The sequence below is a fragment of the Crenothrix sp. genome, assembly GCF_043729335.1.
GTDB lineage: Bacteria > Pseudomonadota > Gammaproteobacteria > Methylococcales > Methylomonadaceae > Crenothrix.
In genome coordinates this window covers 99,736-116,076 of the sequence record NZ_JAYTLQ010000060.1, presented here as the reverse complement: position 1 = coordinate 116,076, position 16,341 = coordinate 99,736, and the positions used below count along the sequence as shown (strand labels likewise).

At 43.9% G+C, this 16,341-nt stretch carries 11 protein-coding genes and 1 other RNA gene; 5 read left to right on the top strand and 7 right to left on the bottom strand.

Going from position 1 to position 16,341, the window contains the following annotated elements; translation table 11 throughout:
• Both sufB and ACHZC4_RS14990 read right to left on the bottom strand, forming a co-directional pair.
• The gene (sufB, locus tag ACHZC4_RS14995; protein WP_394754679.1) at positions 1-1,449 is read right to left on the bottom strand and encodes a Fe-S cluster assembly protein SufB; all 1,449 of its coding nucleotides are present in this window, start codon (positions 1,447-1,449) and stop codon (positions 1-3) included.
• Between the two features lie 47 nt (positions 1,450-1,496).
• A complete protein-coding gene (locus ACHZC4_RS14990; protein ID WP_394754678.1) occupies positions 1,497-1,958 on the bottom strand; it encodes an SUF system Fe-S cluster assembly regulator in 462 nt (153 codons plus the stop codon).
• A 288-nt stretch (positions 1,959-2,246) separates the two neighbouring features.
• Here ACHZC4_RS14990 and ACHZC4_RS14985 point away from each other — a divergent pair, with 288 nt between their 5' ends.
• The gene (locus tag ACHZC4_RS14985) at positions 2,247-3,863 is read left to right on the top strand and encodes a YdiU family protein (protein ID WP_394754677.1); all 1,617 of its coding nucleotides are present in this window, start codon (positions 2,247-2,249) and stop codon (positions 3,861-3,863) included.
• A gap of 51 nt (positions 3,864-3,914) precedes the next feature.
• On the opposite strand, the gene ACHZC4_RS14980 is transcribed toward ACHZC4_RS14985, so the two are convergent.
• The 4 genes from ACHZC4_RS14980 to ACHZC4_RS14965 form a co-directional block, all read right to left on the bottom strand.
• Entirely contained in the window at positions 3,915-4,043 is a 129-nt protein-coding gene (locus tag ACHZC4_RS14980) for a hypothetical protein (protein ID WP_394754676.1), read from the bottom strand.
• A gap of 21 nt (positions 4,044-4,064) precedes the next feature.
• The gene (locus ACHZC4_RS14975) at positions 4,065-7,979 is read right to left on the bottom strand and encodes a DUF748 domain-containing protein (RefSeq protein WP_394754675.1); all 3,915 of its coding nucleotides are present in this window, start codon (positions 7,977-7,979) and stop codon (positions 4,065-4,067) included.
• A 241-nt stretch (positions 7,980-8,220) separates the two neighbouring features.
• Positions 8,221-9,510 (bottom strand): ammonium transporter, encoded by a 1,290-nt coding sequence (locus tag ACHZC4_RS14970; protein ID WP_394754673.1) that lies wholly within the window; start codon positions 9,508-9,510, stop codon positions 8,221-8,223.
• 28 nt (positions 9,511-9,538) lie between these two features.
• Positions 9,539-9,877, bottom strand: a complete 339-nt coding sequence (locus ACHZC4_RS14965; RefSeq protein ID WP_394754672.1) for a P-II family nitrogen regulator — start codon at positions 9,875-9,877, stop codon at positions 9,539-9,541.
• Between the two features lie 659 nt (positions 9,878-10,536).
• Between ACHZC4_RS14965 and ACHZC4_RS14960 the strand changes: the two genes are divergently transcribed.
• The 3 genes from ACHZC4_RS14960 (at position 10,537) to ACHZC4_RS14950 (ending at position 14,614) form a co-directional block, all read left to right on the top strand.
• The gene (locus ACHZC4_RS14960; RefSeq protein ID WP_394754671.1) at positions 10,537-13,191 is read left to right on the top strand and encodes a hypothetical protein; all 2,655 of its coding nucleotides are present in this window, start codon (positions 10,537-10,539) and stop codon (positions 13,189-13,191) included.
• A 289-nt stretch (positions 13,192-13,480) separates the two neighbouring features.
• Positions 13,481-13,877, top strand: an RNA gene (rnpB, locus tag ACHZC4_RS14955) — RNase P RNA component class A.
• A 221-nt stretch (positions 13,878-14,098) separates the two neighbouring features.
• Entirely contained in the window at positions 14,099-14,614 is a 516-nt protein-coding gene (locus tag ACHZC4_RS14950; RefSeq protein WP_394754670.1) for a hypothetical protein, read from the top strand.
• Between the two features lie 29 nt (positions 14,615-14,643).
• Here ACHZC4_RS14950 and nhaR read toward each other — a convergent pair whose 3' ends face one another.
• A complete protein-coding gene (nhaR, locus tag ACHZC4_RS14945) occupies positions 14,644-15,540 on the bottom strand; it encodes a transcriptional activator NhaR (RefSeq protein ID WP_394754669.1) in 897 nt (298 codons plus the stop codon).
• A 111-nt stretch (positions 15,541-15,651) separates the two neighbouring features.
• Here nhaR and ACHZC4_RS14940 point away from each other — a divergent pair, with 111 nt between their 5' ends.
• Positions 15,652-16,320: a carbonic anhydrase gene (locus ACHZC4_RS14940; protein ID WP_394754668.1), complete on the top strand. Its 669-nt coding sequence runs from the start codon at positions 15,652-15,654 to the stop codon at positions 16,318-16,320.
• Positions 16,321-16,341: the final 21 nt, after the last annotated feature.

Here is a 16,341-nt window from a genome sequence, read left to right as displayed (position 1 = left end):
TTAACCAACCGACCCTTCCAAACTCAACCCCAACAACGCCTGCGCCTCAACTGCAAACTCCATCGGCAATTCCTTAAACACTTCCTTGCAAAAACCATTCACAATCATCGATACCGCATCTTCCGCCGATAAGCCACGTTGCTGACAAAAAAACAACTGATCTTCACTGATTTTAGAGGTGGTCGCCTCATGCTCCACCTGCGCCGACGGCTGCCTGACCTCAATATACGGAAAAGTGTGCGCCCCACATTTATCACCCACCAACAAAGAATCACACTGGGTATAATTACGGGCATTCTCCGCACTCTTTAATACCTTCACCAAACCGCGATAAGTATTCTGTGCCTTACCCGCCGAAATCCCCTTCGATACAATCGTACTGCGGGTATTTTTGCCGATATGGATCATCTTGGTGCCGGTATCGGCTTGCTGATAATTATTTGTCAGCGCCACAGAATAGAATTCACCAATCGCATTATCACCGGTCAAAATACAGCTGGGGTATTTCCAGGTAATCGCCGAACCGGTTTCCACCTGCGTCCATGACACCTTGGAATTATCGCCACGGCAATCCGCTCGCTTGGTGACAAAATTGTAAATACCGCCCAAACCGTTCTTGTCGCCGGGATACCAATTTTGCACGGTGGAATATTTAATGGTCGCATCTTTCAGCGCGATTAATTCCACCACCGCCGCATGCAGCTGATTTTCATCGCGCATCGGTGCAGTACAGCCTTCAAGATACGACACATGACTGCCTTCATCGGCAATAATCAAAGTACGTTCAAACTGTCCGGTGTTGGCAGCATTGATGCGGAAATAGGTGGACAATTCCATCGGGCAGCGCACGCCTTTGGGGATATACACAAACGAGCCGTCGGTAAACACCGCCGCATTCAAGGCGGCAAAATAATTGTCGGTATGCGGCACAACCGAGCCAAGATACTGTTTGATCAATTCGGGATGGTCACGCAAGGCCTCGGAAATCGGGCAGAAAATAACCCCGACATCTTTCAGCTTACCCTTAAACGTGGTCGCCACTGACACGCTGTCAAACACCGCATCCACCGCCACACCCGCCAAACGCTCCTGCTCATCCAACGGAATGCCGAGCTTTTTGTAGGCTTCCAAGACTTGCGGGTCGATTTCATCCAAACTTTTCGGGCCGTCTTCCTTACGTTTGGGCGCAGAATAATAGCTGATCGCCTGATAATCAATCGGCTCAATCTTGAGAAACTGCCACTTAGGCGGGGTCATGGTCTGCCAATGCCGAAACGCTTTCAGGCGGTATTCCAGCATAAACTCCGGCTCGTTTTTGACTTTAGACAACTTATGAATCACCGCTTCATCCAGGCCGACCGGAAAAGTATCGGTTTCCAGTTCCGTCACAAAACCCTGCTTGTAACCTTGGTTGATCAGATTGTTAATTTCTTGCGTACTGGCTGACATACAAAACTCTCTCTAATGTGGCGGGGATAATCAAGCTTACGGCGGGATTATCGACCCAGCTCTCGGTATAAACTGGCGACGGGGATATGAAATTCTTCGGGCAGTACGGCAGTTCGGGTCATATCCGCTAAAGATACGGACTCCAGGGCTTTTTGGATGGTCTGGTTAATCACGCTCCAGTTACCGCGAATCTCGCACCCAGAAGATTGCTCACAACCCTCATGGGATATACTGCATTCGGTCAGAGCTATAGGCCCTTCCATCGCGGCGATCACATCGGCAACCGTGATGCTGACGGGTTCCCTAGCCAACACATAGCCGCCTTTGGCACCGCGTGTGGACACCAACACCTTGCCATTCAGCAACAACTTCAGTATTTTGCTGACCGTCGGCAACGCAATGCCGGTTGTGGTCGCAATCTCCATTGCTGCGTGTATTTCCGCCTTATCTTTAGCCATAGCACTTAACATAACAATGGCATAGTCCGTTAACTTACTGATGCGTAACATGCCCTACCTCTGATTAATGTGGACTATTTTAGTCCTATTTAAATCCATGGTAAAGTAATCTTGTTATAAGCCATCAAACTAAAATTTTATGATGCATAAAATAAAAGATATTTAAAGCAAGACAACTAAAAACAAGCTGGTATATTGTTATGGATAATCGAGCAATAAAACACTGTGCTCCCTTTCTCTGAGGGAGGAGGTTGGAATGAGGGCAATCAAATGAATCATTACCACTACAGCCCTATACAATTTAAACTATTTCTAGTTTTAAGGACATTACCCACATGTATGAGTTCCACGCAAAAATTATTTGATCTAAATCAGTTACATTTTGATAATCGCTTTATCCGCGAATTACCCGCTGATCCAGAAATTACCAACACGCGCCGCCAAGTTGTGGGGGCTTGCTACTCTCGCGTTGTGCCTACCCCAGTTACCAGACCACAGAATATTGCTTATAGCCGAGAAGTCGCTGAGTTACTGGATTTATCCGATGAAGCTTGCAAATCCGAGCTTTTCGCACAAGTCTTTGCCGGCAACCAACTTATTTCAGGCATGGAATCTTACGCCACTTGCTACGGCGGCCATCAATTTGGTAATTGGGCAGGACAACTGGGTGATGGTCGCGCTATTAATTTAGGCGAAATTATTAATCAACGCGGTGAGCGCTGGGCGCTGCAACTCAAAGGCGCAGGCCCCACGCCGTATTCCCGCACTGCCGACGGCTTAGCGGTATTGCGATCTTCAATACGTGAGTTTTTGTGTAGCGAAGCCATGTACCATTTAGGCGTACCCACTACCCGCGCATTGAGCCTAACGTTAACCGGTGAATCAGTGCTGCGCGATATGTTCTATAACGGCAATCCGAAAACGGAGCCTGGTGCGGTCGTGTGTCGTGTTGCGCCCTCGTTTACCCGTTTTGGGCATTTCCAGCTCTGCACTGCCAGGCAAGATATTAGCCTGTTAAAACAACTGGCCGATTACACCATCCGTACCGATTTTCCACATTTAGATACTAGCGCACCAGACGTTTATAGCCAGTGGTTTAGTGAGATTTGTATTAAAACTGCTGAGATGATTGTGCATTGGCAACGCGTGGGTTTTGTACATGGCGTTATGAACACCGATAATATGTCAATATTGGGATTGACCATCGATTATGGCCCGTATGGATGGCTGGAAAACTATGATCCCAACTGGACGCCAAACACCACCGATGCCCGAGATCATCGTTATCGCTATGGCCATCAGCCACAAATCGCTTTCTGGAATCTTACCCAATTGGCGAATGCCATCTATCCGCTAATTGAAGCCATAGAACCGCTGCAAGATGCCTTAAACGCTTACGTGAAGGCATTTGAAAAAGGCTGGCAAGCGATGATGGCTGCTAAATTAGGTTTGCCGAACTACCAAGCCGAAACTGATGATGACCTCAGTGCCGATCTGCTTAAGCTTTTAGAGCAGAATGAAACCGACATGACTATATTTTTTCGTCAGCTTGCTTACCTTAAAACTGATACCGATTTTTTGAATAAAACCGACAATGAGTTATTAGCGCCCCTTTTTTCTAGCTACTATGCCCCCGAGCAACTAAGTTCCGCATACATAGCGCATATGGGCGATTGGCTACGCCGGTACATACAACGGGCGCGGGATAATCCATTTAATGATGATGACCGTAAAATAGCCATGCATGCCGTCAATCCGAAATATGTGCTACGAAATTATTTAGCTCAGTTGGCTATTGATAAAGCGGAACAAGGCGAATTTTCTATGGTTAATGAACTGCTAGAACTGTTGCGCAAGCCCTATGATGAACAACCAGAGCATGAAGCTTTTGCGGCCAAGCGCCCGGATTGGGCAAGAGAACGGGCAGGATGCTCTATGTTGTCGTGCAGTTCTTAATCAGTACTGGGCGGAGTATTTGAGAAGAACTGCACTTCGCCAAACTCAGCGCTAGCGGTATCCAATAATGACAGTTTCCGCGCCGCGCTCAGCAATATGCACACAAATTTTTCCGGTATTTTCTGTGCTGTAACCAACCGGTGTAAGTAGCAACATTGCAAAAAAACACCTGATTTTCATGCTCAAACCTAAGCGAGTTGATTAATTGGCATTTAACGATAACTGGCTGGTTATCGCCTTGTCTTTGCGCTCTGGATTAACTACTGTATCCAAAATATAAATACGTTCATTGGGTATGCCTGTCTTTTGCACCAAATATTTAGCGATGGCTTCGGCGCGGTCGGTAGCCAAATCTTTTAAACGTCTGAGATCGGGTTCTATGGATTCTGACAGTTTCTTTTTGGCAAAGGCATAAAAATCGGCATCTTCATTACCAATCAGTTTTGGCGTACCAAAAAGGGATATTTTGCCCAGTTGAGGATATTGCTCAATGAACACATCTCTTAGTAAACGGTTATAGTCATCAGCAGACAGATAAACATATTCCGATAAGGTTTTTTTACTGCTGCCCTTATTAACTTCATTAGCCCTAAGACCTTTTAGTCGGGCATGTAAAGCATCTTCGCGCAACATAGGCCAATCCTGTTCCTGAAATGCCGCACCTTTGATTTCAATATTTAAACTAGCCCGTTCTTTAAGTGCTTTAGCGATATTATCCAGTTTTTTCATCTCTTCAGGCATTAAAATGTCGGTGCCTGGCGCAAAGCTAACCATACTTAAATCGGCATTACTGCTACCGGCTAACCCGGCTATCGCATTAAAAGGCGAAGCAATAACTTTAGTCAGCAGATTAAGGAAAGCATCGCCTAGAATTTTACTGATACTGAACTTAGGATCTTCTAGGCTACCGGTAAGCGGCACATCAATTTTTATTTTGCCACTGGAATCTTTTAATAGGGCTACGGCCAATTTTAAAGGTAAAGACACCGCATTGGGATTTTCAACTTTTTCACCCAGTTCAAGCTGGTCGATTAAAATATTGTTCGCGGCAACCAACTGCTTATTTTCGATGGCATATTCCAGCCCCAGCGTTAACTTGCCTTTTTCGACTTTATAGCCGGCAAATTGCACCATGTAAGGCGATACCAACGGCATGGGCATGCCATCAAATTTCATTTTAATATCAAAATTACCCAAGTAAGGACTGATTGAACCCTTGATGTTTACCGGCGATAATTCAAAAGTGTTACCTTCCAAAGCAAGCGTCATTTTAGAAACTCGTTCTGAAGAAATACCGCTAGCTCCACCGTTAAGATTTTTAATGGGTGCGGAAAATGGCAGAATCAAGGAAAAATCCGAAAAGTCGGATGCGCCATCGATGATTTTAACGGTATTTAATTTGAAATAAGGCTGTTTACGGGGGTTTATATCAGCTTTATCCAGGGTTTTTTTAGTGGCAACTTCTATTTTTTTACCCTCTGAAATCAGTATATCTTTAAAATTTACCGTTTTGTCCTTTCTAATCGTCACCCTAGCATACGGTTTATTCATAATTAAAGCGTCGGCAATATAACGATTGCCCAGTACATCCGCATCAATATTTTTTAAACTCACATTCTCCCATTTTACAAAATCTTTATTAACCAGCTGATCACGCGTTAACAGCTTGGCAATATTGGTATTGCCTTTAAATTTAACATCCATAGTGTCGGTTTTTTTAGCCAGCGCGAGCTTGCCATCGACATTAAAATTACCTTCAATAATGTCCAACCGGGCAAATTTATCGACATAAGGCTGAAACTTTTCCAAAGCGATATCAGTGACCGCTACCTTTAACTGGGTAGAAAAAGGCTGTATTGTTGCATTGCCGTCCACTTTTATAGATCCGGTTTTATTAATGCCCACACTCAACTGCAATGGCAATGCAACGCCGGTTTTATTAGTAAAGTTTTTTAACTGCACATCAATAGGTCTGGCACTCATCGTAACGGGCTTTGCTAAGCTTTTATCTTCAAAGTCCACACCAAAATCTGTTAGTGCAAGTTTGTCGACTTTGATTTTCCAAGACGAGTCAGATTGTGCTTTAACCACAGCAACAGGTTTGGATTCACGGCGTGGCGTGCTATGTTTAGGCGTTACGAATAAAGTTTGATAGTTAATGGTTTTATCGGCATTAAGCCAGGCTTTAAAATCAGCATTTTTTCCGCTCACCGATTCCAAGACCAGCTCTTTGTTTTTAAGATTAACGCCTAAGCCACTGAACCCAAAAGCACTGATTTTAGCCAGGGTCGTTTTGTGGTCGGTATCATCCAACTGTAGTTTTTGCAATGCGCCACTGCCTTTGCTGGCAACAAAATTAAAGCCGTTATCTTTATTATCGGTTTTATAGGCAGCCTCTAACGCAATTTCAGTTGTTTTAAGCAGGATAGGCGCGATATCCATACCCGAAAGCTGGATATTCCGGCTGGATATTTTGGTTTTATTGGCAGCCACTTGCCAGATTTTATCCGCAAAATTAAACTGCATATCGGTTTCATGGCTAAAACTGGGTATTTTTACCGCCATTTTATGTTGGCCACTGTCTTTAAAATCAAAATTGCTGATATCCAGCTTGGCTTTATTGACATTTACCTGCAAGCCTTTGTCGTTCTGGCTATATTTAATATCGGTTTGATGGCTAAAGATCGGAATGTTAATTAACCTTTTATTAGCGCCTTGTTCTTCAATATGGATATCACGTACATCCAATTTGTCTTTATTGCTGGTTATTTGCAAATTATTGTCGGTTTGATGATATTGAATATCCGCTTCGTGGCTAATAACCGGAATTTCAATACGCCGGATTGTGTCACCGTGCTGGTCAAAACTCAGATCGCGTATCTCAATGTTACTTTTAGCGGTGCTGATGTCTAAGCTTTTATCCGTTTTATTAAGCTTAAAATCGGTTTTCTGTGACAAGCTAGATACTTTAATGATTTTCTTATCAGCGCCTTGTTGTGCAAAATACAGCTCGCGCACCGCCATTTTATCTTTGCTAGTGGTCACTTGCAGCACGTTTTCGACCTTGCTGACAACGATATTAGCTTCGTGGGTAATGTCGAGAATTTTTAGCAACAGCGCCGTCTGGCCTTTTTGTTCGTACTGAAAGTCCTGAATGGCTAATTTGAGTTTATCGGTATTAAGCTTTAAATGATTTTTTGTCTGGTCAATGCTGTAATCAGCAGCCAAGGTTAAGCTTGGAATATTAATAACGATAGGGTTCGGGACTTTTTTAGAAAACTTCACATCACGCAGATCAAGCTTGCTCTTGCTGAGCGTCAGCTTTAAGCTGTCTTTGATGTAATTGAGTTTATAATCAGCACTGAACAGCTCATAGCCTTGTAAATCAAAAGCGGGTTTGTTGGGCAACGCTAGCGCCAGCAGAACGGGTAATTTAATTTTATCGAGCTTAATTTGCCCATGCGATGCAATCGGGTTAACGCCAATTTCACCTTTCCACTCCAATTTGCCACCCGAATTTAAAACCAGTGTAATACCCAGTTTAGATTCATGATCGGCATGGGTAGTAAAGTTATCAATATTAAGATTAATAGGATTAATTTTTTCTTGGACGGATTTATCCAGATGATGATCTTCCCAAAACACCTTGCCATCAATAATGGCTATTTTGTTAATATTGACCGGAAAAATTTTGCTGTCCGACTTTTTCTTTTCGGGTTTATTTTTGGAAATGTCGGCAAAATTAAAGCCGTCGTTTTTTAATCGGGCAATATGGACAAACGGCTTGGTTAACGTGACTTCTTCTATGGCTAATGCTTTTAGTTTAATGGATTGCCAGGCGTTAATTTTGGTGGCGAAACTGTCGAAGCTGACAAAGGGCGAGCCATTTTTTTCTTGTATGTTGAAGCCTTGCAAACGACATCGCAAATTAAACGGATTAAAGGCAATTTTAGCAATGGATGCTTTCCTGCCGGTTTGCTGGTGAATAATATCCGGCAATTTTGCCGTGAGGATTTTGGGGAGTATCACAAAACCCATTAACCCATAGAGCGCAACCACTGCAATAATAATGGCAAAAATCTTGATGATTTTAGATGCTATGCTTGGAATTTCCATACTACCTCGCCCCACCTTGATCATTTGAATAACTGATATTACAGATTGTCTACGAAAACCAAAAGTAGGCGCTTTTAAGCGGTACGAAAGACACGAAAAAGCTTAGCTAGCTGGTTTTGATTGAGCCAATATTACCCATGAGACCTCATCCGCTTTTAAATACCTGCACCACCTGCAAACAAAAAAGGCAGCCTCTCCGTGTTGAGAAGCCGCCTTTTTACATTAGCCTTATACAGCCATCTTATAAATCGAGATAGCCAGTTTCTTCATGCAATACAGTATCAAGCCCTTGCACTTCTTCGTCCACAGTCACACGCAATCCGATAAGCTTGTCCAAACACTTTAAAATAACGTAACTGAACAATGCACTCCAAACAATGGTAACAACAACGGCCAGCGCTTGCACACCCACTTGATGCGCTATAGTGACGCCTTCCGCCAAACCTAAACCTCCCAAACTGCTGGCGGCAAATACGCCTGTCAACAAAGACCCGGTGATACCGCCAATACCGTGGACGGGAAATACATCGAGCGAGTCATCGATTATTAACTTGCGTTTAACAATTTGTGTGGCGTAAAAACACACGATGCCTGCGGTAACGCCTATTACTAATGCACCGATCGGCCCTACAAAACCTGAAGCCGGTGTTATCGTGCCTAATCCTGCCACCATACCGGTCACAATACCTAATACACTAGGCTTGCCATAGCGCAGCCATTCAATAAACATCCAGGTTAAAGCGCCGGAAGCTGCGCCAATATGGGTCGCCAACATGGCCATACCAGCGCGTCCGTCTGACGTTAACGCACTACCGGCATTAAAACCAAACCAACCTACCCATAACATACCTGCACCTGTCACCACCATTGTCATGTTATGGGGTGGCATGGCAGTAGTCGGAAAACCTTTTCTTTTACCGATAACTAAGGCAGACACCAATGCAGCAACGCCCGCATTAACATGGATAACAATGCCGCCAGCAAAATCCATCGCACCCAAATCGGCTAACCAACCACCACCCCAAATCCAATGGCAAACCGGCACATACACAATCATTAACCATAACCCACTGAACCACAACATCGCCGAAAACTTCATCCGTTCGGCAAACGCGCCAACAATCAAGGCGGGCGTGATAATAGCGAAGGTCATTTGAAACATAAAGTACACACTTTCAGGGATGTCGCCTGTTAATGAGCCTGTAGTTATACCGGGCAAAAATACTTTTGCCGCACCACCAATATATTTTTGCAGCTCGCCACCATTGGCAAAAATAAAGCTGTAACCGCCTGCCAGCCAAAGTATAGACACCAAGCAGGTGATAGCAAAACATTGCATAAGTACCGACAAGACGTTTTTACTGCGCACCAACCCCGCATAAAATAACGATAAACCTGGAATAGTCATAAACAACACCAGGGTTGTCGATGTTAAAATCCAGGCAGTATTAGCCTGATTTAATTCTGCCGCCTGTGCAAATTCTGGCAGCAAAAACAAGCTCACTAAAAGCTTAGAGTTTATTTTTGACATGATTTTATTATAATTATTGTAGGGGACGTTAAATGGCATCCTCGCCTGTTTCGCCAGTTCTGATACGGACAATTTGTTCCAAGTTGGTTACAAATATTTTACCATCGCCAATTTTTCCGGTGCTGGCAGCGTTAACAATGGCTTCAATGGCTTTATCCACCATGTGATCGGCAATTGCAATTTCCAGCTTAACCTTGGGCAAAAAATCGACTACATATTCCGCCCCTCTGTACAGCTCGGTGTGGCCTTTTTGTCGGCCAAAACCTTTAACTTCAGTTGCCGTTACACCGGCAATGCCAATCTCAGATAACGCTTCGCGCACATCATCCATTTTGAATGGTTTGATGATAGCCGTGATTATCTTCATAATTTATCTCCCAGTATTGAACCAAATGCCTACCGGCAAGTTTGCAATAATACACTGTATTAATCAACAGGAAATTAACCGTATTTAAACAATTGCACCGCGTTAAGCCTTAAATTGGCACGATTTTTCAATAATCTTGTTCTGGGAAACGAGTTTTAATATAAGACCTTGGCGGAACCGCGCGTCATAGTTATTGCAGTGACGATGACTGTGTAAAAAAAAATGACAGCTGGTCAATACCTCTCTGTATAGAAGCTATAACCTATTTTTACATAGACTAAATTTGCCGATTTATGGGTATACCCTGAAATTATTAAAATTAAATGATTCACTTATCAATTGGTTACAATTAACAACGTTCAAAGTATTTATTTTGTATTTTTTATGATACTTTTGTCAGAATAATTTACGTTATTGTTGGCGAGCTTTATTGTCACTTGGTTATTTCTTTATTAAAACAGGCCGTTAGAAATATAATTTTTATATGGCAAATAAGTTGCTAGGTAATTGTATTACTGATATTTTTAAAATTTGAGAAGGTATTATCTAGAATTTTTAAAAAAGTATATTTTAAAATATCCCGCACCCGCCCCTCACATTATGCCTAGAGATAAAAGGCATCCATGTGGCTCATAAAGTTTCAAATTTGGGAGAAGCCCTTGTCTACAAAGCACAGATTTCAAGATACTAAAGATGCCGTTACGGCCAAAGACGACGCCAGTGCATTAAAGCCAAAAGTCGTGTCACAAAGCGACAAACGCTTGATGGAGCTTACCGAAAGCATTCAGCTCGCAGAGCAAATTGAAATTTTTCAAGGCACTGCGTTGTTTGTTGATAAAGACAGTGGGGAGTTTATAGGCCCAATTGCCGAAGGTACTATGGGGATTATTCTCTATGCAGGCTCGGCCAAAAAGATTAAAGAAGATGGCTTAAACAGTGCCGATGCGATTCGTATTCCACGTTTGCTGCAACTGGATGAACTGTTAAATTTCCATATCGCAGAAATTTCCTATCATGAAGGCATACAAGCCGAAAAAGCCGCCGATCTTTCGGGATTAGGGGGTGCAAAATGTATGCTACGCCCTGGAAAACCGAATTATCATGCCACCATTCCTGGCGGCGATCGCAGCCCGTGCTATGTCGGCTTTTACTTGTCGCCTAATGCAAAATACAGCTTGGCACTGGTATCAGAAAAACAGGCATGGCCGCTGGAATTTGCCAATTATTTACATCAGGTAGGTTATGAACCCAAAGATCTATACGCGGAAATTGATCGTTTTACCAGTCTGGATATTGAAAATCGCGCGGTAGACAGAAGTGATACCTTAGAAACCTTGTTATACCTGCCCGACTTACGTAAACGTAAACAAAAAAACCGAAAAGCCCACGAAGAAGCAGAAATTAATGCTCAAAAATCAGCCAGCAAATTACGTAGCCTAGGACGCAGTATTATAGAAGAAGCTTATACCCGCAAAGATGTTGGAGGCTGGTGGTTTAATCTGCCGATTTGTCTTTATAGCTGGATGACTTCGGATATGGAACGCTTACTGACCGGCTTACTGGACGATGACACCACCGCTCCCCCTGATCCTGGCGCTGAAAACAGCCCCATGTCCGATGCAAGGTTATTATCAAGCTGGCGCCCCATTACCTGGCTGTCATTAGCACGGACGCTCACTTTAGGCTTAAGCGCATTACATACCAAAGGTTTGATACACGGTGATCCTCGCCCTGCTAACATCATGGCCAAATTATCGGAAGAAGATGTGCTGCTGCCCGATCACTTTCGTTGGATCGACGTAGGCTTAGGCTACGGCCATGTGTCGTCAAACTCAACCGAACCCGATGGACGCGTAACGCAAACACCACCAGCGCCTTTAGGCGGTGGACGCGTAACGCCTTTCTACGCACCGGAACGGGTTGAATCCGTAGAGTTTGAAGATGCGGATATGGTGCGCTTATCCAAACGCAGCGATGGTTATTACAAACTGGAATTTCTCTGGAAACGCCGCACTTACGAAGAACCGGTATCTTTATTGCTTAAAGATGCGCGCGGCAAACCATTGCGCGAATTAGGCAAGCTTGGCAAAGGCGACCGCATTCAATTGCGCGAATTTATTTTTGATGTTGAACGCGTAGAAGCCAACCATGTTGTGGTATCGCGAATTTATGAAGTGGTGCTGGATCGGGTATTGATTGAACACAAAGAAACCGAAAATGAAGCCAGTATCATCAGCAAGCTGCAAAATGTTGCCATTTCCCGGTATCGTGTATTCAAACAATGGAGTCAGGCTACCGATATTTTTGGGCTGGGCATTTTAGTCCTGTACATGTTTTTTATCCGTGGCTTATATTTAAGAAAACAGTATCTCAACAAAGAAAGCCCGTCCAGTAATCACAGTGAATTCTATTTAGAAAAGTCCAGCCGAGAGCGTATTTTTCATGAGTTATCCACCTTAATTCGCAGCCAAATTTTTCTCAACGGCTTTATTGCCGCCATCAAAGAACGCGGTAAATACGCTAACAAAAGTCAGCTTTGGCAAAAAGATGTGCTCATGCCTTTAGCGCATGACTATAAACGCGAAGATTTTACTGCCAAGGCTAATCCGGCCCATCCGGAACGCATCCAACAAATTGTCGATCATGTACTGACCATGGATGCCAACTTTACCACGGTGTTAATGGGCGCTAACCGTAACAATGGCTTGTTTGTTTTGATCATTTATTTTTGCCTGTCTTGTGTATGGCGGCGTGATGAAGTATCTGACTTACTGGCATCAGATTTCCCTTTTGAACCGTATTGCGATTCACGGGAAATTATTACCGATAAAGAAGGCCGCTCTAAACCTGCACGTAGAGCCAGAGAAGATTTGGAATTGCTGTGCGAACTCATTAATGCCGCACAGATCAATGAAGACATCAGCAGTGATGAATTAGGCAACTATTCTTCGGAGGTTATTTTGCGCTCTCGTAATGACCAAATGCAAATTGCCCTGGAAAACGCCCAAAAATCCAAGCGCGAAGTGCAAGACAAAGAAGCTAAAATCAGCAGCCTGGAAAAATTATTAGCGGATTTTGAAGCCTCAATGCGCATAAAAGACAGCAGTCTTGATGAATTTAAAGAACAAACGGAAAAATTTCAACAAGACCAACAAAAACAAAAAGACAGAATCCGCGAAGAAGAAAAGAAAGCCCGCCATTTGGAAACTGAGAATAAACGCCTGCAAGACATGCTGACGCGCTCACAAGAGCAATTAAATCGCAGTATTTTCCGTATTTTTAAAAATGACTCTAATACCAAGCCCCAAAAATGATAAGCATCAACGGTCTATTTTAACAGTAGCTTTTTGGAGGTTCCACAGCTTGATTTCCTACGAATAACTTACCCCACAGAGACGCAAAATCTTGCGTCTCTACATTAATTTAACAGCAGGAATGGGATGTATTATTCTCTATAAATCACCGTTAATTATGTAATCTGATATTTTAAAATACTTTCCATCCATCAATTCCCCTTTTTTAAAGGGGGGGCGAATAGATACTATTTTATTGAGAATTATGAATTACGCAATCAGCCAAATGTAAGTTATAATGACACCAGAAAGAGTCGGTTGAGCAGTCGCTATTGCTATCGCAAGATAACGGTAGAGGAAAGTCCGGGCTCCAATGGGCAGGGTGCCAGGTAATACCTGGGAAGCGTGAGCTTACGGCAAGTGCCACAGAAAATAAACCGCCTAGCCTCTGAATTTTTTGTCTATTTGTGTTTAAACACAAGATAGATAATTCAGGGGCTGGGTAAGGGTGAAAAGGTGCGGTAAGAGCGCACCGCGCAACTGGTAACAGCGGTGGCATGGTAAACCCCACCCGGAGCAAGATCAAATAGAGGGACAGACGCGTGGCCCGCGCGGTTCCTGGGTAGATTGCTTGAGCCGAAGGGTGACTTTCGGCCTAGATGAATGGCTGCTCGCGACAAAACCCGGCTTATAGACTGACTCTTTCTTTTATTTCTTTCCGTTAAACATTACTCCCCATTCACAAGGCGGGGTTAAACTTCTCACCGCGACATATCTGTCACCCTTAACTTTTACGCGGATCACAAACCCCTTTCCTCACGAACTCATCGTTTTTGCAAAAAGATTACAGCGCTATAAAAATAATTTGATAATTGTACAGAAAACCTGAAATAATTGACCCTATTAGGCGCGATTTTATGGGGTAGTTATGCACTGGATATTGATTGGTATCGGATTAATTGTTTTACGCCTTACCGAACCCATGTTTGGCATGTTTTTAAGTGAAATCAGTTGGTTTGTTTTTTCTGGGCTATTCATTTATCTTGGTTTTGCACTAAACAACCTACAAACAGCTATTCGAGAATTACAAATAAGGCAACGCGAATTGCTGCTGGAATTAAAAAGAGTCTCAAAAACCACGCGGCGTGCTGTACAAACTCTGGATTATAACTTCGGCCACGAATCTTCAAATGCAGCCCAAGCCAATACCTGGCTTGAAACTGATGATGGCAGCCAAGATATGTTTTTCTCTGAAATAGCCGATACGCTTAATGAGGATGAATGGGAGGATTGGTTAGCTGACGAGCCGGGTGAAGTGCCTAATATTTATAAAGAAGCACAAGCAACATCCAGTCCCCATACCACTCATTCAAAAACTGATCAAGCCTTTGTAGAGACCGATGAGTCACCGAGAAAAAATAAAGAGCATGATCCGTTAAATTAATAGGCGACTTGTCAACTGAACATGAGAGATCAAAACACATTATCCCGCGCATTATCCAAAATAGCCGTCACCGCCGGATGCTTAAGTTGCCTACGTACCGTAATTGCGTAAAAACGCTCTTTGACCGCCGCAATTCTCCCCACCACTTCCACCACATACTGGCGTTGAATTTCCGCCTCAACCGTGGTGGGCGCAACAAACAGCCCCATGCCGCCTTTGCCAAAGGTTTTTATTAACGCGCTGTCCTCAATTTCGGCCTGAATGTTGGGTCGGATGCTTTCGCTGTCAAACCACTGGTCTAAAGATCGGCGCAGTGCCGTATTGCTGGTGGGCAGCAAAAACGGCGCGCCACTTAAAGAACGCGGAAAATTGGGGCGATAAATGGCTGCCAATTCAGCAGTTGCAAACACCGTCACCGAAGACTCACCCAATAGATGGTTGAATACATTGGCATTGCTGTTAGAGGTAAGCGGTGTATCGGACAGCACCAGATCAATACTTTGCAGTGACACATCAGTCAACAAACGTTCCACCTTATCTTCATAACAGAAAATTTGCACAGGTTCCGGCAGTTGGAACACCGGCTGCATCAACCGATAAACCACCAATTTGGGCAACGCATCGGCAATACCAATACTTAAGCGTAATGCCCTGCCAGTCGGCAAGCCTTTTAAGGTATTGCCCAACTCACGCCCTAAAGCAAAAATCTCCTCAGCATAATGAAAAACAATGCGTCCGGTATCGGTCAATTGCAGTTTACGGCCTTGTTTATAGAATAATTTTTCGCCTATCGCCTGCTCAAATACTGTCAACTGCCCACTGATGGTCGGCTGGGCGAGATGCAGCTTTTCACAAGCCGCAGTAATGCTGCCTTCGGTGACGACATGCCAGAAATAAAACAGATGTTGATAATTGATGCGCTGCATAGTAGGCCAATAGTTCGTAATTTACGATAGTATTCTTCTAAACATTCTATTTTTCAATAAATAAATGACCGTGTACACTGTTATCAAGTCATTTAACTACCAGGACATGTCATGCAAAAGTTACTACAAGGCCTGCAACATTATCAAACCACGGTTTTCGGCTCACAACGCGAATTGTTCGAACGCCTGTCGGAAGGCCAAACACCGGAGGTTTTGTTCATTACCTGTTCCGACTCACGCATTAACCCCAACTTACTCACCCAAACCGAGCCTGGCGAATTATTCATCTTACGCAATGCCGGTAATTTGGTGCCACCTTACGGGGCATTGCAAGGCGGCGAGGCGGCGACGATTGAATTTGCTGTCGCAGGCTTGGGTGTTAAAGATATTATCGTCTGTGGCCACAGCCATTGCGGCGCCATGAAAGGCCTGCTTGCGCCGCCTGCACAAACCGACTTTCCCGCCTTAAGCCAATGGCTGCACCATGCAGAATCCACTCGCCGTATTGTGCGTGATAAATATGCCCATCTGGGCGATGCGGCATTACTCAATGTGGCTACCCAAGAAAACGTGCTGATGCAGATGGAAAACCTACGCACCCATCCTGTGGTTGCATCGGGTCTATCGCAAGGTACAATTAAATTACACGGCTGGGTTTATAAGATTGAAACCGGTGAAGTGTTTGGCTACGACCCACAGATATGCCAATTTAAGTTGCTGACCGAACAACGTGCCGCTTTGTCGTTACCTGAGCGCCCGTTTGTGGCCTTAGAAATTTAAATCGCTAACCTTACAAAGATA

Bases quoted from the DNA above. Each gene is read 5' to 3' on its own strand.
- ACHZC4_RS14940 (WP_394754668.1), top strand. From the start codon at position 15,652: ATGCAAAAGTTACTACAAGGCCTGCAACATTATCAAACCACGGTTTTC.
- nhaR (WP_394754669.1), bottom strand. From the start codon at position 15,540: ATGCAGCGCATCAATTATCAACATCTGTTTTATTTCTGGCATGTCGTC.
- ACHZC4_RS14985 (WP_394754677.1), top strand. From the start codon at position 2,247: ATGAGTTCCACGCAAAAATTATTTGATCTAAATCAGTTACATTTTGAT.
- ACHZC4_RS14965 (WP_394754672.1), bottom strand. From the start codon at position 9,877: ATGAAGATAATCACGGCTATCATCAAACCATTCAAAATGGATGATGTG.
- ACHZC4_RS14950 (WP_394754670.1), top strand. From the start codon at position 14,099: ATGCACTGGATATTGATTGGTATCGGATTAATTGTTTTACGCCTTACC.
- ACHZC4_RS14975 (WP_394754675.1), bottom strand. From the start codon at position 7,979: ATGGAAATTCCAAGCATAGCATCTAAAATCATCAAGATTTTTGCCATT.
- ACHZC4_RS14970 (WP_394754673.1), bottom strand. From the start codon at position 9,510: ATGTCAAAAATAAACTCTAAGCTTTTAGTGAGCTTGTTTTTGCTGCCA.
- ACHZC4_RS14980 (WP_394754676.1), bottom strand. From the start codon at position 4,043: ATGAAAATCAGGTGTTTTTTTGCAATGTTGCTACTTACACCGGTTGGT.
- sufB (WP_394754679.1), bottom strand. From the start codon at position 1,449: ATGTCAGCCAGTACGCAAGAAATTAACAATCTGATCAACCAAGGTTAC.
- ACHZC4_RS14990 (WP_394754678.1), bottom strand. From the start codon at position 1,958: ATGTTACGCATCAGTAAGTTAACGGACTATGCCATTGTTATGTTAAGT.